The organism is Pelagimonas phthalicica, from assembly GCF_004364805.1.
GTDB lineage: Bacteria > Pseudomonadota > Alphaproteobacteria > Rhodobacterales > Rhodobacteraceae > Pelagimonas > Pelagimonas phthalicica.
Genome location: NZ_SOAP01000001.1, coordinates 1,805,829 through 1,821,082, shown reverse-complemented (window position 1 = coordinate 1,821,082; position 15,254 = coordinate 1,805,829). Strand labels below are relative to the sequence as shown.

The 15,254-nt window shown below is 56.4% G+C and carries 16 protein-coding genes; 10 read left to right on the top strand and 6 right to left on the bottom strand.

The window, feature by feature from the left end; translation table 11 throughout:
• Positions 1–109 precede the first annotated feature (109 nt).
• Positions 110–2,365, top strand: a complete 2,256-nt coding sequence (locus CLV87_RS08890; protein WP_099241841.1) for an NADP-dependent malic enzyme — start codon at positions 110–112, stop codon at positions 2,363–2,365.
• 60 nt (positions 2,366–2,425) lie between these two features.
• The gene (locus tag CLV87_RS08885) at positions 2,426–3,292 is read left to right on the top strand and encodes a ribokinase (RefSeq protein WP_099241843.1); all 867 of its coding nucleotides are present in this window, start codon (positions 2,426–2,428) and stop codon (positions 3,290–3,292) included.
• 7 nt (positions 3,293–3,299) lie between these two features.
• On the opposite strand, the gene msrA is transcribed toward CLV87_RS08885, so the two are convergent.
• Positions 3,300–3,950, bottom strand: a complete 651-nt coding sequence (gene msrA / locus CLV87_RS08880; protein ID WP_099244551.1) for a peptide-methionine (S)-S-oxide reductase MsrA — start codon at positions 3,948–3,950, stop codon at positions 3,300–3,302.
• A 116-nt stretch (positions 3,951–4,066) separates the two neighbouring features.
• Here msrA and CLV87_RS08875 point away from each other — a divergent pair, with 116 nt between their 5' ends.
• Together CLV87_RS08875 and CLV87_RS08870 are read left to right on the top strand one after the other, a co-directional pair.
• A complete protein-coding gene (locus CLV87_RS08875) occupies positions 4,067–4,963 on the top strand; it encodes a D-amino acid aminotransferase (RefSeq protein ID WP_099241845.1) in 897 nt (298 codons plus the stop codon).
• The gene (locus CLV87_RS08870; RefSeq protein ID WP_099241847.1) at positions 4,960–5,658 is read left to right on the top strand and encodes a sulfotransferase-like domain-containing protein; all 699 of its coding nucleotides are present in this window, start codon (positions 4,960–4,962) and stop codon (positions 5,656–5,658) included. Before CLV87_RS08875 ends, CLV87_RS08870 begins: the two co-directional genes overlap by 4 nt.
• Before the next feature lie 124 nt (positions 5,659–5,782).
• Here CLV87_RS08870 and CLV87_RS08865 read toward each other — a convergent pair whose 3' ends face one another.
• The 3 genes from CLV87_RS08865 to CLV87_RS08855 all read right to left on the bottom strand — a co-directional run bounded on the left by CLV87_RS08865 (position 5,783) and on the right by CLV87_RS08855 (position 7,871).
• Positions 5,783–6,166 (bottom strand): hypothetical protein, encoded by a 384-nt coding sequence (locus tag CLV87_RS08865; protein ID WP_133840726.1) that lies wholly within the window; start codon positions 6,164–6,166, stop codon positions 5,783–5,785.
• Between the two features lie 64 nt (positions 6,167–6,230).
• Positions 6,231–6,512: an SCP2 sterol-binding domain-containing protein gene (locus CLV87_RS08860; RefSeq protein WP_099241849.1), complete on the bottom strand. Its 282-nt coding sequence runs from the start codon at positions 6,510–6,512 to the stop codon at positions 6,231–6,233.
• 129 nt (positions 6,513–6,641) lie between these two features.
• A complete protein-coding gene (locus CLV87_RS08855) occupies positions 6,642–7,871 on the bottom strand; it encodes an argininosuccinate synthase (protein ID WP_099241851.1) in 1,230 nt (409 codons plus the stop codon).
• 124 nt (positions 7,872–7,995) lie between these two features.
• Between CLV87_RS08855 and CLV87_RS08850 the strand changes: the two genes are divergently transcribed.
• Positions 7,996–8,757 carry a hypothetical protein gene (locus CLV87_RS08850; RefSeq protein ID WP_099241853.1) on the top strand — a complete coding sequence of 254 codons (762 nt, stop codon included), beginning with the start codon at positions 7,996–7,998 and terminating at the stop codon, positions 8,755–8,757.
• 36 nt (positions 8,758–8,793) lie between these two features.
• Entirely contained in the window at positions 8,794–10,020 is a 1,227-nt protein-coding gene (gene ilvA / locus CLV87_RS08845; protein ID WP_099241855.1) for a threonine ammonia-lyase IlvA, read from the top strand.
• A 37-nt stretch (positions 10,021–10,057) separates the two neighbouring features.
• Here the strand turns inward: ilvA and CLV87_RS08840 are convergent, their stop codons facing one another.
• Positions 10,058–10,393 carry an Hpt domain-containing protein gene (locus CLV87_RS08840; protein ID WP_099241857.1) on the bottom strand — a complete coding sequence of 112 codons (336 nt, stop codon included), beginning with the start codon at positions 10,391–10,393 and terminating at the stop codon, positions 10,058–10,060.
• Between the two features lie 166 nt (positions 10,394–10,559).
• On the opposite strand from CLV87_RS08840, the gene CLV87_RS08835 reads away from it, so the two are divergent.
• Positions 10,560–11,843, top strand: a complete 1,284-nt coding sequence (locus CLV87_RS08835; protein WP_255301666.1) for a PP2C family protein-serine/threonine phosphatase — start codon at positions 10,560–10,562, stop codon at positions 11,841–11,843.
• Between the two features lie 7 nt (positions 11,844–11,850).
• On the opposite strand, the gene CLV87_RS08830 is transcribed toward CLV87_RS08835, so the two are convergent.
• Positions 11,851–12,285: an NUDIX domain-containing protein gene (locus tag CLV87_RS08830; RefSeq protein WP_099244554.1), complete on the bottom strand. Its 435-nt coding sequence runs from the start codon at positions 12,283–12,285 to the stop codon at positions 11,851–11,853.
• 77 nt (positions 12,286–12,362) lie between these two features.
• On the opposite strand from CLV87_RS08830, the gene hslO reads away from it, so the two are divergent.
• From hslO to CLV87_RS08815, 3 genes are read left to right on the top strand one after another with little or no spacing between them, the layout of a single operon-like run.
• A complete protein-coding gene (gene hslO, locus CLV87_RS08825) occupies positions 12,363–13,340 on the top strand; it encodes an Hsp33 family molecular chaperone HslO (protein ID WP_099241858.1) in 978 nt (325 codons plus the stop codon).
• Positions 13,327–13,926 (top strand): CoA pyrophosphatase, encoded by a 600-nt coding sequence (locus CLV87_RS08820; protein ID WP_099241860.1) that lies wholly within the window; start codon positions 13,327–13,329, stop codon positions 13,924–13,926. Before hslO ends, CLV87_RS08820 begins: the two co-directional genes overlap by 14 nt.
• Positions 13,926–15,089 carry a CCA tRNA nucleotidyltransferase gene (locus tag CLV87_RS08815; RefSeq protein WP_099241862.1) on the top strand — a complete coding sequence of 388 codons (1,164 nt, stop codon included), beginning with the start codon at positions 13,926–13,928 and terminating at the stop codon, positions 15,087–15,089. Before CLV87_RS08820 ends, CLV87_RS08815 begins: the two co-directional genes overlap by 1 nt.
• Positions 15,090–15,254: the final 165 nt, after the last annotated feature.

The following is a 15,254-nucleotide window of genomic DNA, read 5'->3' as shown; positions in this document are numbered from 1 at the left end:
CACACCACTTTCCCTCGCCGTTCTGGCGTGACATTAAGCTGTGTGAGTCCCGGGTAAAACCCGCAAATTGAGACGGTCCACGATACGGCCAGAGATACAGCAAGAACAAATGTCCAAACCCAAGTTTACACGCGAAGAGGCCCTGGCCTTTCACATTGATCCGACCCCCGGCAAATGGGAGGTTCAGGCCACTGTCCCAATGACAACGCAGCGCGACCTGTCGCTGGCTTATTCCCCGGGCGTGGCCGTGCCATGTGAAGAGATCGCCGCCAATCCCGAAGCCGCCTATGACTATACCAACAAGGGCAACCTTGTGGCTGTGATCTCGAACGGCACCGCGGTTTTGGGGCTCGGCAATCTTGGCGCGCTGGGCGGCAAACCGGTGATGGAGGGCAAATCCGTGCTCTTCAAACGTTTTGCCGATGTGAACTCGATCGATATCGAGTTGGACACCGAAGACCCGGATGAGTTCTGCAAAGCGGTTAGGCTGATGGGGCCGACCTTTGGCGGCATTAACCTTGAAGATATCAAAGCGCCGGAATGCTTTATCATCGAACAGCGTCTGAAAGAGGAAATGGACATTCCTGTCTTCCACGACGACCAGCACGGGACGGCGGTGATTTGTGCGGCGGGCCTGATCAATGCGCTTAAGATCTCGGGCAAAAAGATCGAAGACGTTAAAATCGTCCTGAACGGTGCCGGGGCGGCGGGGATCGCTTGTATTGAACTGTTGAAATCCATGGGTGCGCGGCACGAAAACTGCATCGTGTGCGACACCAAAGGAGTGATTTATCAGGGTCGTACCGAGGGTATGAACCAGTGGAAATCGGCCCATGCCGTGTCTACCGAACACCGCACACTCGAAGAGGCGATGGTGGGTGCTGACGTGTTCCTTGGCGTGTCTGCCAAAGGGGCCGTCACCCAAGAGATGGTCAAAGCGATGGGCGACAACCCGGTGATCTTTGCCATGGCCAACCCCGATCCGGAGATCACTCCGGAAGAGGCGCATGAGGTACGCGTTGACGCCATTGTTGCCACCGGGCGCAGCGACTACCCGAACCAAGTCAATAACGTGTTGGGCTTTCCCTACCTGTTCCGTGGCGCGCTCGACATCCATGCGCGCGCCATCAATGATGAGATGAAGATCGCCTGCGCCCAGGCGCTGGCCGATCTCGCGCGCGAGGATGTGCCGGACGAGGTGGCGCTGGCCTATGGCAAGAGCCTGACTTTTGGTCGCGATTATATCATCCCAACACCCTTTGATCCGAGACTAATTCACCGCATTCCGCCTGCCGTTGCCCGTGCAGGCATGGAAACCGGTGCCGCACGGCGCCCGATCATTGATATGGATGGGTACGAAGAGGGCCTGAAATCACGCATGGATCCAACCGCGTCGATCCTGCGCTCGATCAACACCCGCGCCCGCGCAGCTCAGGCCCGGATGATCTTTGCAGAAGGTGATGATCCACGCGTTTTACGGGCGGCGGTGATGTATCAGCGTTCCGGCCTTGGCAAAGCTTTGGTTGTTGGTCGCGAAGACGATGTGAAGAAAAAGCTCGAAGATGCCGGTCTTGCCGATGCTGTGCGCGAGCTGGAAGTCGTCAACGCCAAGAACACCCCGCACCTGCAGGCTTACAAAGATTTCCTGTATGACCGCCTGCAGCGCAAAGGCTTTGATCGCTCTGATATTCACCGCATGGCGGCACGGGATCGTCATGTCTTTGCCTCGCTCATGCTGGCGCATGGCCATGGTGATGGGTTGATCACCGGTGCCACGCGCAAATCGGCGCATGTGATGCAGTTGATCAACCATGTCTTTGACGCGGATGCCGAACACGGCGCGGCAGGTGTGACTGCGCTGCTGCACAAGGGGCGGATCGTTCTGATCTCGGATACGCTGGTTCATGAATGGCCTGATGAAAACGATCTGGCCAATATTGCCGAGCGTGCCGCGGATGTGGCCAAGCATCTGGGCCTTGACCCACGTGTGGCCTTTGTCAGCTTTTCGACCTTTGGCTATCCGGTTTCCGAACGGGCCGAGAAAATGCACCTGGCACCGGCCGTCTTGGACCAACGCGGCGTTGATTTCGAATATGAAGGCGAGATGACCGTCGATGTGGCGTTGAACGTGCAGGCGCAAGAGGCCTACCCGTTCCAACGCCTGTCTGGCACGGCAAACATTCTGGTTGTTCCAGCGCGTCACTCGGCCTCGATCTCGACCAAGTTGATGCAGGAAATGGCTGGCGCGACCGTGATTGGCCCGATCTTGGCCGGGGTCGAAAAGTCGATCCAGATCTGTTCGACCAATATGACCGCGAATGACATCCTGAACATGGCTGTCCTGGCTGCCTGCAAGGTCGGTTAAACACTTGCACATGGTTGTGGTTTCTTCCACGATGCCCCTTCTGAACAAGAGGGGGCAGCCATGACCGTGTATAATCTGGGCTCGATCAATATCGACAATGTCTACCGTGTGCCGCATCTGCCGGGACCGGGTGAAACCCTGGCCTCTTCTGACGTGACCAAGGGCCTGGGTGGCAAAGGTGCGAATATGTCGGTTGCCGTTCAGCGCGCTGGATCCCCATGCGTTCATATCGGTTCCGTGGGTGAGGATGGCGATTGGGCACTGGATCGCCTGCGCGCGAGCGGTGTCGATACGGACCACGTTCATATTTCACAACCCACCGGCCATGCGATCATCAATGTCGATGACGCGGGCGAGAATGCAATTGTTCTCTATCCCGGCGCAAATCGCCATGTGTCGATGGGTTCGGTTCAGGCGGCCTTGGCCGAGGCCAAGCCTGGCGAGTTGTTCGTCACGCAAAACGAAACCAATGGTCAGGTCGAAGCAGCGCAATTGGCCAAGTCCAAAGGGCTGAAAGTCATCTATGCGGCGGCGCCGTTTTCGGCCGAGGCTGTTGAGGCGATTTTGCCGGTTACTGATATGCTGGTCTTGAACGAAGTTGAGGCGCAGCAGCTGACCGAGGCGCTGGGCAAATCCTTGACTGAACTTGGCCTGAAAGATGTGATCGTCACATTGGGTGCCAAAGGGTGTCGCTGGATCTCGGGCACTGAGAGCAGGGAGTTCCCTGCACAAAAGGTAACCCCGGTTGACACAACCGGGGCTGGGGACACGTTTACTGGCTATCTGATCGCCGGTTTGGATCAAGGCATGTCGGTTGACGCCGCGATTGAACTGGCGGGCAAGGCCGGGGCCGTCATGGTGACACGCCTTGGTGCGGCGGATGTGATCCCAACCAAGGCTGAGGTTGATACGGCCTTTCCTGCCTAGTTAGTCTCTATTTCGCAAAGGCGGCCTCAGAACCCCACAGCTCTTTGACGCGCTGATCGCGACCACAGGCGTTGCGGTACTTCTTATAGGCGTCTTTCTGTTTAATCGGGCCAAAACGGGTCAGCACGCGTTTGGTGCCTTTGTAATAATCCTGATGATACCCCTCAGCCTCGAAAAACGCGCCCGCAGGTAAGATTGGGGTTACAATCGTGCGTCCAAGGGCGGCGGATGCTGCCTTTTTCGCGGCCTCAGCATCGCGCTTTTGGGCATCGTTAGAGACGAAAATCGCGGTGCGATAGCTGTCGCCTCGGTCGCAGAACTGACCCCCTGCATCAGTGGGGTCTACCGAGCGGAAAAACAGATCGTAGAGCTGGCGTTGCGAGACTTGCGAGGCGTTAAAGGTGATTTTCACGGCTTCATAATGGCCGCTGCCACCGCGCGTGACTTGCTTGTAAGTCGGGTTGGCGACATGGCCGCCGGTATAGCCAGAGACAGCGCCTTTGACACCGCGAACGGATTCAAAATCTGATTCCACGCACCAGAAACATCCCCCCGCAACAACGATCTCATCCGCCAAAGCGTCAGAGCCCTGGGCCGCAAAACCAAGGGACATCAACAGCATCAAAGCAATAGGGCGGGCACGGGTTAGCATACGCATGGCAATCTCCTTTTGTGGCAACACTGCACAATGTTGACCTCTCCAACAATGCACTGTCATGTGATCTCACCGCTTGGTGAAGACCAGTGAAGTGGTCGGCAATAAAGGATTCCGCAATGACAGAGGTTTCAACACATCAGGCGCAGGAAGATGCGCGCAATGACAACGTGTTGATATGGGTGAATGGCACGCTCAAGCCGCGCGCCGAGGCGATGGTAAGCGTGTTCGATTCCGGCTTTATGCTGGGGGACGGCGTTTGGGAGGGGCTGCGGCTTTATAATGGGCGCTGGGCATTCCTGGATGAGCATATGGACCGCCTGTTTGAAGCCGCCAAAGCCATTGATCTCGACATTGGGATGGAGCGGGACGGGGTGATTGCCGCGCTGGAAGAAACACGTAAATCCAATGGGATGGAAAGTGATGCCCATGCCCGTTTGATGGTGACGCGCGGGGTCAAAACGCGACCCTTTCAGCATCCATCGCTCAGCCAACAGGGACCGACCGTTGTGATCATCATGGAGCATTCCAAGCCCTCGATCCCGCGCCCGCTGCGCCTTGCGACGGTGCCGCATCAACGCGGATTGCCGATGACCCAAGACCCGAAATTGAACTCGCATTCCAAGCTCAACTGCATCCTTGCCTGTATCGCCGCTGAAAAGGCCGGTGCAGATGAGGCGCTGATGCTCGACGTGCATGGTTTTGTGAACACCACGAATGCCTGTAACTTTTTCATCGTGCGCAAAGGGGCGGTTTGGACCAGCACCGGAGATTATTGCATGAACGGAATCACCCGCCAGAAGGTGATTGATCTGTGCCGTATCAATGACATCCCGGTTTTTGAACGCAACTATAGCCTGGTCGATACCTACGGCGCGGATGAGGCGTTTTTGACCGGTACATTTGGCGCACAAACCCCAGTGAGCGAGATTGACGGGCGCCAGATCGGTTGCGGAGAGGCTGGGCCAATCACTTTGCGTCTGCGCGCGCTCTACAAAGAGTTGGTGACGTCATGAAAATCGCCATGTGGAGCGGGCCGCGCAATCTGTCGACGGCGATGATGTATGCCTTTGGCAACCGGGCGGACTTTGCCGCCTGGGATGAACCGTTTTATGCGGCCTACCTCAAACGCACCGGAATAGATCACCCGATGCGGGATGAGATTATTGCGCAGCATGATGCCGATTCCGTCTCTGTTTCAGCCCAAATCGCCGGTCCTGTGCCAGATGGGAAAGAACATTGGTACATGAAACATATGGGCATCCATATGGAGGATACCCCGCTGGATTGGGCTGAGGATTGCGTGAATGTGCATCTGATCCGGCACCCGGCGCGGGTGATCGCCTCTTATGCAGCAAAGCGGGAAAACCCGAGTTTTTGGGATATCGGATTTCAACAGCAGCTTGAGATTTTCGAACGCTTCCCCGGCCCAGTGATCGACAGCGCCGATATTCGCCGCGATCCCGAAGGAATGTTGCGCAAATTATGTATTGCGATCGGGCTGGAATTCGACCCGGCGATGCTGAGCTGGCAAGCTGGCCCGCGCGATTTTGACGGGGTCTGGGCGGCGCATTGGTACGGGTCGGTGCATAAAAGCACAGGCTTTGCCGGGGCCGAGGGGGCGTTGCCGGAACTACAAGACGAGGCTGCCAAGCTCGTCGCGCAAGCCATGCCGTTCTATGCCAAACTGGCAGAGTCCAAGCTGGCATAAATACAGGCCGCCCACTTTTCCCGAGTGAAAAAGTGTGGGCAACCAATATAGGGCAAGACATAGCTTTCAGGTCTTGCCCTTTCAGAAATTGATACGCGATCAATCGTGAACTCAAACAGCAGGGTTATTTCTTGGGGTCGAGGCAAGTAATCCAAACCGACCGGGCGTTGCGCCGCCGACCATCCGCCAAAGTCGCTGCGGACTCTTCGAATGGCTCCTTGACATAAGCTTTGCGAGGGGCGCCGGTTCCGTCTTTGTACTGAGAGCAATACCAATTGGCTCGCCGCATGATTTCTTGATCAGATACAAGTTCGGGAAAGAATACGATTTGTAATGTCGAGTAGAAACCACGAGATTCCAGCGGGAAAACCAGATGCAAACCATGCTGATCTGATTTACTCGGGAAAATAGCTGTTATGAGCTTTGCACGCCGTTCAGCTGCGCGTTCTGGATCTACACAACCGACAATTGCCACTGCGGCAAAAACAGCGAATAAAAGGTTTTTCATGGGACTTCCTGCAATAATGACAGGCCGATAGATACCGTTTATGGCGAGTTCTACAACCCGAAAGCTATTTCAGAAGATCCGCCAGAGACATCGCCACCTTCGGATTCCCTGAAATCTTGATTTTGCCCATCATGACGGCGGTCATCGGGTTCAGTTTTCCAGCCAGCAATTGCATCAAATTGTCGGCTGAAAGCCTGAGTGTGCAATCCGTGTCACGATCCTGATCGCTGGCCGTGCCGTCGGCCAGGACGATCACGCCATCCTCGCCGCAATCGAATTTCAATGACCCGTCAAAACTCTTGTTCTCTAGCCCCTGTTGCAGGCGTGGCAGCAGCTCTTGCAGCATTGCAGTATCCCCATCGTTTTACTGTTCGGTAGGTGGGTGCCGCCGTTCGGACAAGTCTGACGTTACGGGAAAAAGAAAACGCCCCAGGGTCACCCCCGAGGCGTCGATTGTTTCACGTGTAACAGAGGCTTAGCCCTTGGTGCGACGGTCTCGCGCGGCCAGCAGTTTCAGGCGCAGCGCGTTGAGCTGGATAAAGCCCTGCGCGTCGGTTTGGTCATAGGCACCCATGTCCTCTTCAAAGGTCACATGCGCTTCGGAATAGAGCGAATGGTTTTCCGACCAGCGGCCCACACAGGTGGCAGAGCCTTTGTAGAGTTTCAGACGCACGGTGCCGGTGACGTTCTCTTGCGATTTGTCGATGGCGGCCTGCAGCATCTCGCGCTCTGGCGAGAACCAGAAGCCGTTATAGATCAGCTCGGCGTAACGCGGCATCAGGCTGTCCTTGAGGTGACCCGCGCCGGCATCCAGAGTGATTTGTTCGATGCCACGATGCGCCTCAAGCAGCACGGTGCCGCCGGGGGTCTCGTAAATGCCGCGGGACTTCATGCCAACAAAGCGGTTCTCAACAAAGTCGAGACGGCCAATGCCATGCTTGCCGCCCAGCTCGTTCAGCTTGGTCAGGATGGTGGCGGGGCTCATCGCTTCGCCATTGATCGAAACCGCGTCGCCGCGTTCAAAACCAACTTCGATGAATTCCGGCTCGTTTGGCGCATCCTCTGGCGCAACGGTGCGCTGGAAGACATAATCGGGTGCCATTTCCGCCGGATCCTCGAGTACTTTGCCCTCGGAGGAGGTGTGCAGCAGGTTCGCATCGACCGAGAAGGGCGCTTCGCCGCGCTTGTCCTTGGCAATCGGAATCTGATGCTTTTCAGCGAATTCGATCAGCTTGGTGCGGCTGCCCAGATCCCACTCACGCCAAGGCGCGATCACGGCGATTTCAGGGTTCAGCGCATAAGCGGCCAGTTCGAAACGCACCTGATCGTTGCCCTTGCCGGTGGCACCGTGCGACACAGCGTCGGCCCCGGTCTGCGCGGCGATCTCAACCAGACGTTTGGAAATCAGCGGACGCGCAATCGAGGTGCCCAGCAGGTAAAGACCTTCGTATTCGGCATTGGCGCGGAACATCGGGAAAACAAAGTCACGCACGAACTCTTCGCGCAGATCTTCGATAAAGATGTTCTCGGGCTTGATGCCCAGAATCTCAGCCTTTTTGCGGGCTGGTTCAAGCTCTTCGCCCTGACCTAGGTCAGCGGTGAATGTCACCACTTCGCAGCCATATTCGGTCTGCAACCATTTCAGGATGATCGAGGTATCGAGGCCGCCGGAGTAGGCCAGCACAACTTTCTTAGGCGCGGTCATGGAACTGTCCTTTGATGGGATTTGGCGCGGAGTAGCTGTTTTTGACCCTAGGGGCAAGTCATGTGGTTGACGCAAAAGGCCGGTGTGATAGCCATTTGAGGCATTTTAAAGCGGTGAGGGTGCCATGAAGGGTTGGTTGATATTCAGACATTCGTTCCTGATGGTCTGGCGGAATTGGTTTCAAGCGGTTCAGATCGGGTTGATTCCCGTTGCTTTGATCCTTGCTGTTGCCTTTCTTGTGCTGCGCGGATCGGCTTTGGAATTGATGGCCACATCTGACCCTGAACAGATGGGGCAACTCCTTCTTCAACCGGGATTCTCTGGCAAATTGCTTGTTGTTTGGCTGTTTGCGGTTCTGACGATGCTATCCGTAATCGTGAACTGGCACCGGTTTGTTCTGCTTGAGGAATACCCGCAAAGCTGGATCCCGAGTTTTCACTTTGGCCCGGTTCTGGGATATCTCGGTCGCAGTATCATGCTGGTCATCATCGGTTTGCTCTTGGCCATTCCGGTTGGATTGGTCGCCGCGCTTTTCATGGCTATTCCCGTTGTCGGAGTTGTCGTGATGCTAGGTCTTTACCTGTTGGTTGCCGTGGCCATGTATCGGGTGATTGTCATTCTGCCGGCGGCGGCCATTGGCAAACCGATAGGGCTGAGCGAGGCCTTTCAGGCGACCGAGGATTCAACCGCGGATATTCTGGTGCTGATGCTGGTGTCTTTTGGCGTGAACATCCTGTTTCAGCTTGTGGTTTGGGCGATCTCCTTGATCAGTGCGACGCTCGGGTTTGCGGTCTCTTTCCCGGTTAGCCTTGGTTTGGCGCTGGTCAATGTCAGTGTCTTGACCACCTTTTACGGCCACTATGTCGAAGGTCGCTCCATTGACTGACTTGCGCCAGGGCGCAGTCTGGGTCACTGCTTGGGCATGAGTGATTTCCAAGATCAGGCCAGGCAGGCCACCAAAGCCATGCGAGAGGTGTTTCCCGAAACACCTCTTTTGCGCAATGACCATCTTTCGCAACGCTTTGACGCCGATATCTGGCTCAAGCGCGAAGACCTGAGCCCGGTGCGTAGCTACAAATTGCGCGGCGCCTTTAACGCGATGCGCAAACAGCAGGGCAAAGATCTGTTTGTTTGCGCCAGCGCGGGCAATCACGCGCAGGGCGTGGCCTATATGTGCCGCCATTTTGGGGTTCGGGGTGTGATCTTTATGCCGGTGACGACGCCGCAGCAAAAGATCCAGAAAACCGGCATGTTCGGCGGGGATAGTGTCGAAATTCGCCTGGTTGGTGACTATTTCGACGATTGTCTCGCAGCGGCTCAGGCGTTTTGCGCGGCAGAGGGCGGGCATTTTCTGTCGCCCTTTGATGATGCGGATGTCATCGAAGGTCAGGCCAGCGTTGCTGTCGAAGTCGAACAGCAATTGGGCCGCGTTCCCGATCACATGGTGATCCCGGTGGGGGGCGGCGGGCTTAGCTCGGGCGTGCTGTCTTATTTCGGGACGCAGACACAATACACCTTTGTGGAGCCGTCCGGTGGGGCCTGTCTTCGAGCGGCTTTGCAGGCAGGTAAACCGGTGGCTTTGCCGCGTGTTGACACATTTGCTGATGGCGCTGCGGTGGCCCGGATCGGGGCCAAGACCTTTGCCGTCCTGAAGGGGGTAGGTTTGGCCAACACCCTGACCATTGCCGAGGACCGGCTTTGCACGACGATGATCGAAATGCTCAATGTCGAAGGTATCGTGTTAGAGCCTGCCGGTGCTCTATCGATTGATGCGCTCAAGGATCTGGGTCAGGCCATCCGCGGTCGCACGGTTGTTTGCGTGGCGTCTGGCGGCAATTTTGATTTCGAACGCCTGCCTGAGGTCAAAGAGCGGGCGCAGCGCTATTCCGGGGTGAAAAAGTATTTCATTCTGCGACTGCCGCAGCGTCCTGGTGCACTTAAGGATTTTCTTGGGCTTTTGGGGCCTGATGACGATATCGCCCGCTTTGAGTATCTCAAGAAGTCTGCCCGCAACTTTGGCTCTGTTCTGATCGGGATCGAAACCAGCGACCCAGAGCAATTCACCCAGCTTTTCGAACGTTTGAATGCAAATGGGTTCACCTATCAGGACATCACTGATGATGAGACGCTGGCGCAGTTTGTAATCTGATTGGTTCGCCCGTCGGGTGGCTTGAACCGTGTTAAAATCAAGCCGCCAAACGTGCTGGTAACCCTTCCAGAAATTGGGTCCGCGATGCGTCAAAGACTTGGCGCACTTCGGCAGGGGCAACGACCGCAACCTGGCCTGACGACGCGGCGCGTTCCCCCTTGAGACAAAGCTGCGCCAAGCTTTCAAAGCCCAGGTTCAGTGACGCGCCCTTGAGGAAATGCATCTGCTCCTCGACCGTGGTCGGGTCATCCGCTGCCCCTTCAAAGGCAACGATTGCGCTTTCGACCTCGTCAAGAAACAGCTCGACCACCTCACCGAAATCCTCGGCTCCGATCTCTTCCACCAGCTCTTCTACGCGCGACCAATCGATCATGGGGCACCTCCTGCGGGAACATTAAAACCCACAAGGTGAACAGAAAGTTTCGATCGCTAAGGCATTTAGCAACAAATGCATTTAGTAGCATTTTACCATTCAGTCGGCGTTAAGGGTCAGCCGGTAGCAATGTCCAAGAATTGCCGCACGTATCAAAGGAATCGCCGTGCAACCGGACCCTATCAACAATCCAGATACGCATAGTGGTGCCGTGCGTGTTGTGCTGATCGTTGATGACAGCCGTCTGCAATTGCGCATAATGACCGCCATGTTAGGGCGTCTGGGTTACAAAGTCCTGACAGCCGAATCTGGTGTCGAGGCGTTGGATATTTGCGAACGGGAACAGCCGGACTTGGTTCTGTCCGACTGGATGATGCCGGAAATGGATGGGTTGGAGCTGTGTCGCCGTTTCCGGGATATGCAGCGCGACAGCTATGGCTATTTCATCCTGCTGACCTCCAAAAGCGAAAAGGGCGATGTCGCGCAGGGCCTGGATGCCGGGGCGGATGACTTCCTGACCAAACCGGTGAATTCACATGAATTGCGCGCCCGGATCAATGCAGGTGCGCGGGTTTTGGATATGGAACGGCAGTTGTCGGAAAAGAACCGGCAGGTGTCCGACGCGCTGAACGAGTTGCAGGAAATTCACGAGGCGATTGACAAAGACCTTCGTCAGGCGCGCACAATCCAGCAATCACTGGTGCCAGAGCGGGTTTGCGAAACGGCGACCTCGCGGGTCAGCCTGTTGCTACGCCCCTGCGGTCATGTTGGCGGTGACCTGGTTGGCATGTTCCGTCCCGGATATGACCGTCTCGGCCTTTATAATATTGACGTCTCTGGGCACGGTATCACCTCGGCCATGGTGACGGCGCGCGTGGCTGGCTATCTTTCCAGCAATTTCCCAGATCAAAATATTGCTTTGGAAAAGCGGTTTGATCGCTTCTACGCCATGCGCGAACCGGCAGAAACCGCGCGTTTGTTGAACCAGCGTCTGGTCGCAGATCCCGGTGTCGAGGAATATCTGACCATGGCCTATGTCGCCGTTGACCTGCAAACAGGGCGCGTGCGGATGGTACAGGCCGGGCATTCCCCACCCATGGTTCTCCGCGCCAATGGGCAGGTGGATTTCTTTGGTGATGGCGGGCTGCCTATCGGTTTGGTGGATCATGTTGACTATGATCAGCATGAATTCCGTCTCGATAGCGGTGATATGCTTCTGCTATATTCAGACGGTTTTACCGAGGCCGTGATGAAAAACGGTGAGATGCTGGGCGAAGACGGCCTCGCTCAACTGTTCATCGAGGCCGCGAAATGCGGGCAGGGCTCTGACCTGGTTGAGGATATGTTCTGGCGCTTGACCTCACAGATGGAGGATCCGAGCAAGCTTGGTGACGATGTGTCGGCCGCGCTGTTGGAATTCGACATTCTCAAGGATCGCGCCGAAGGGTGATCCGAGGCTACAGGCAAAAGACCTGAACAAAATGCGCATCGCCGGTGTTTTCCAACGCATGAACGGCCTGTTGTGGCGTCATCCACAGCGCACGATGCCCGGCCTCAGTCGGGTCTCCCCGCCGATGAATCGGCCTCGCGGCATAGATTGTGCACAGCTTTTCGGCCCAAAGGTCATATTCCGGCATATAGGTGAAACGACGAAATGCGCCCAGCCGTGTGGGGCGACCAATACACCAACCGGTTTCTTCTTCGACTTCGCGATGCAGCGCGACAATCGGGGATTCACCCGGATCGATGCCGCCCCCCGGCAGCTGGATTTCCGGACCGGGGGCCTGTTCGGTCAGCAAAAGCCGTCCACCCCTGGGCAGAATGGCATAGACTCCTGGGCGCAAAACATAGCGGCGACCGCGTTCTGGCGGCGTTCCAAAGCGCATTGTCATATCTTGCCCCTTTGCCTTTGGCTTGATCGTGCCTATATGGCTGCGATATGCCATTCCAAGGCACGTAAGGAAACCCCATGAGCATTGGTACCAAAATCGCTTGGGACGATACCGTCCTGCCCTTTCAGCTTGATAACACCGACATGCGCGGCCGCGTGGCGCGTCTGGATGGTGTCTTGTCCGGCGTGTTGAAACAGCACGCTTACCCGGCCTCGGTCGAGGCGCTGGTGGCCGAGATGGCTTTGCTCACAGCGTTGATTGGTCAAACGATCAAGCTGAAATGGAAATTGTCGCTGCAGGTGCAGACCAAAGGTGCGGTGCGCATGATTGCAACCGACTATTATGGTCCCGAAAAAGAGGGCGAACCGGCCCGTATTCGAGCCTATGCCAGCTTTGACAAGGATCGTCTGACCGACGAGACCCCGTTCAAGCAGTTGGGCGATGAAGGCTATTTTGCCATCCTGATTGATCAGGGCGACGGCACAAAACCCTATCAAGGGATCACGGGCCTGTCTGGTGACAGCCTTGCGGATTGTGCGACGGCCTATTTTGCGCAGTCTGAGCAATTGCCGACCCGGTTCTCGCTCTCTTTTGGCAAGTCGATGGAACCCGGTGTGCCAGAGCATTGGCGCGCCGGTGGTATCATGTTGCAGCAATTGCCCAAGGCATCCCCCCTTTTGAAAGGTGCGGAACATGTTCTGGCGCAGCCCGAGGCAACGGCGGATGAGGTCGAAGAAAACTGGAACCGCGTGAATTTCCACCTCAACACGGTTGAGGATCTGGAATTGATCGGACCCAATGTCTCGCCGACCGAACTGTTGACTCGCCTGTTTCACGAGGAACAGCCACGGGTTTACGATGCGCAGCCGGTGCAATTTGGCTGCACCTGTTCCGAGGATCGCGTGCGCCAAAGCCTGTCGATCTATTCGGCCAAGGACATCGAAAAGATGACTACACCCGAGGGCACGGTCACAGCCGATTGCCAGTTCTGCTCAGCGCATTATGTTCTCGACCCAAAGACAGTTGGGTTCGAGGCAGAAAATGGCGGCAAGTGAGCAGATAGAGAGACTAAAAAGGGCGCTGGGCGATCGCTCGGCCCCTTCCTCTGATTTCGATCTCAACCCTGATGTGACGCTCCCCCCGGGTCGCAAATTGCGCCCGGCTGGGGTGCTTATGGCCTTTCAACAGGGGGCGAATGGGCTGGAGCTGATCCTGACCAAACGGTCCTCAAGGCTGAAACACCATCCCGGTCAAATCGCCTTTCCCGGCGGCAAACAGGATGAAGGTGATGCAGACGTTGTCGCTGCAGCTTTGCGCGAGGCGGATGAAGAGATTGGGCTAAAGCCTGACAATGTGCAGGTTCTGGGGACATTGCCGACCCATGAGACAGTGACCAGCTTCACCGTCACCCCCGTTTTGGGCCTGGTTAGAGACACATTTGAGGTCAAACCAGAGCCTGGCGAAGTGGACGAGGTCTTTGCCGTGCCGTTTGATCATGTGACCAATCCAGCCTGTTTCACAGTGCAGTCGCGCCGCTGGCAAGGGCGCCGCCGACACTATTACACCGCTCCCTTTGGCCCTTATTACATTTGGGGCGCAACCGCGCGTATTTTGCGTGGTTTGGCCGACCGGGTGTCGTGATGGAACGGATCACCGGTGATTGGTTGCAGGCTGACGGAGCGCAGCGGGTAATGTTGATGCTGGAAGAGGCGGGTTTTCAAGCTCTTGCCGTCGGTGGTTGTGTTCGTAACGCTTTGCTCGGCGCGCTGGTGGCCGATGTTGATATCTCGACCGATGCGCGGCCGCAAAAGGTCATGGAATTGGCCAAGCAAGCGGGGCTCAAGGCCGTTCCAACCGGGATCGACCATGGAACAATCACCGTGGTCTCAGAGGGCGAGCCTTATGAAATAACCACGTTTCGGGCTGATATAGAGACTGATGGGCGTCGCGCTGTGATCCGGTTTGCGGATGAGGTTGCCGAAGACGCCATTCGCCGGGACTTCACCATGAACGCGCTCTATGCAGATCGCACCGGGCGGGTGATTGACCCTTTGGGCGGGCTTCCCGACCTCAAAGCGCGCCGGTTTAGGTTTATCGAGGATGCGGATCGCCGCATTCGCGAGGATTATTTGCGTATCCTGCGATTCTTTCGCTTTGCCGCCTGGTATGGTGATCCGTCCGAAGGCATGGATGCTGAGGCCCTGTCGGCGATTGCGTCGAATCTGGACGGGCTTGATCAACTGTCTCGGGAACGGGTGGGCAGCGAAATTGTCAAATTGCTCTCGGCCCCTGATCCGACAATGGCCGTTTTTGTGATGGAACAGACCGGCGTATTAGCGCGGGTTTTGCCGGGGGCCGTTGCCAAACCGCTTGGCCCGTTGGTGATGAATGAAGGCACCCTGAAACTTGCACCTGATGGGTTGCGGCGTCTGGTGACGCTTGGCTTTTCCGATGGGGCTTCGCTCCGCTTGTCCAAAGTGCAGCAGAGACAAATTGAGCTGTATCAGAGACTGATTATGTCTCAGGAATCCTCTCGTGATCTAGCCTATCGCCATGGTGCGCGCGCGGCTTGCGAAGCATTGGCCATGCAGGCCGCGAGCCTTGAGCAACCTGTGATCTTGCCGGATCACAGGGCCCTTGAGGCCGCAGAGACCGCCAAGTTTCCAATCACAGCCAAGGATCTTATGCCCGATTTTTCCGGCGCAGCCTTGGGCGCGCGATTGAAAGAGCTTGAGGCGGCTTGGATCACGTCTGACTTTGCCCTGTCAAAGGCGGAATTGCTCTCATCCCACAACAAGGGGTGACAGACAAAAATTTCTGCGCTATCAGAAGGCGAACCCATTTGGAGGATCGACGATGATGACAGACAGGATTGTACCCAGCTTTCGCTGACCCTGTCTGCTTGTGCGGTTAGGTTCAGCCTGACCGACTTCCATCGTTGATATTTTTGCCTGTTTTGAGGGCCTCCT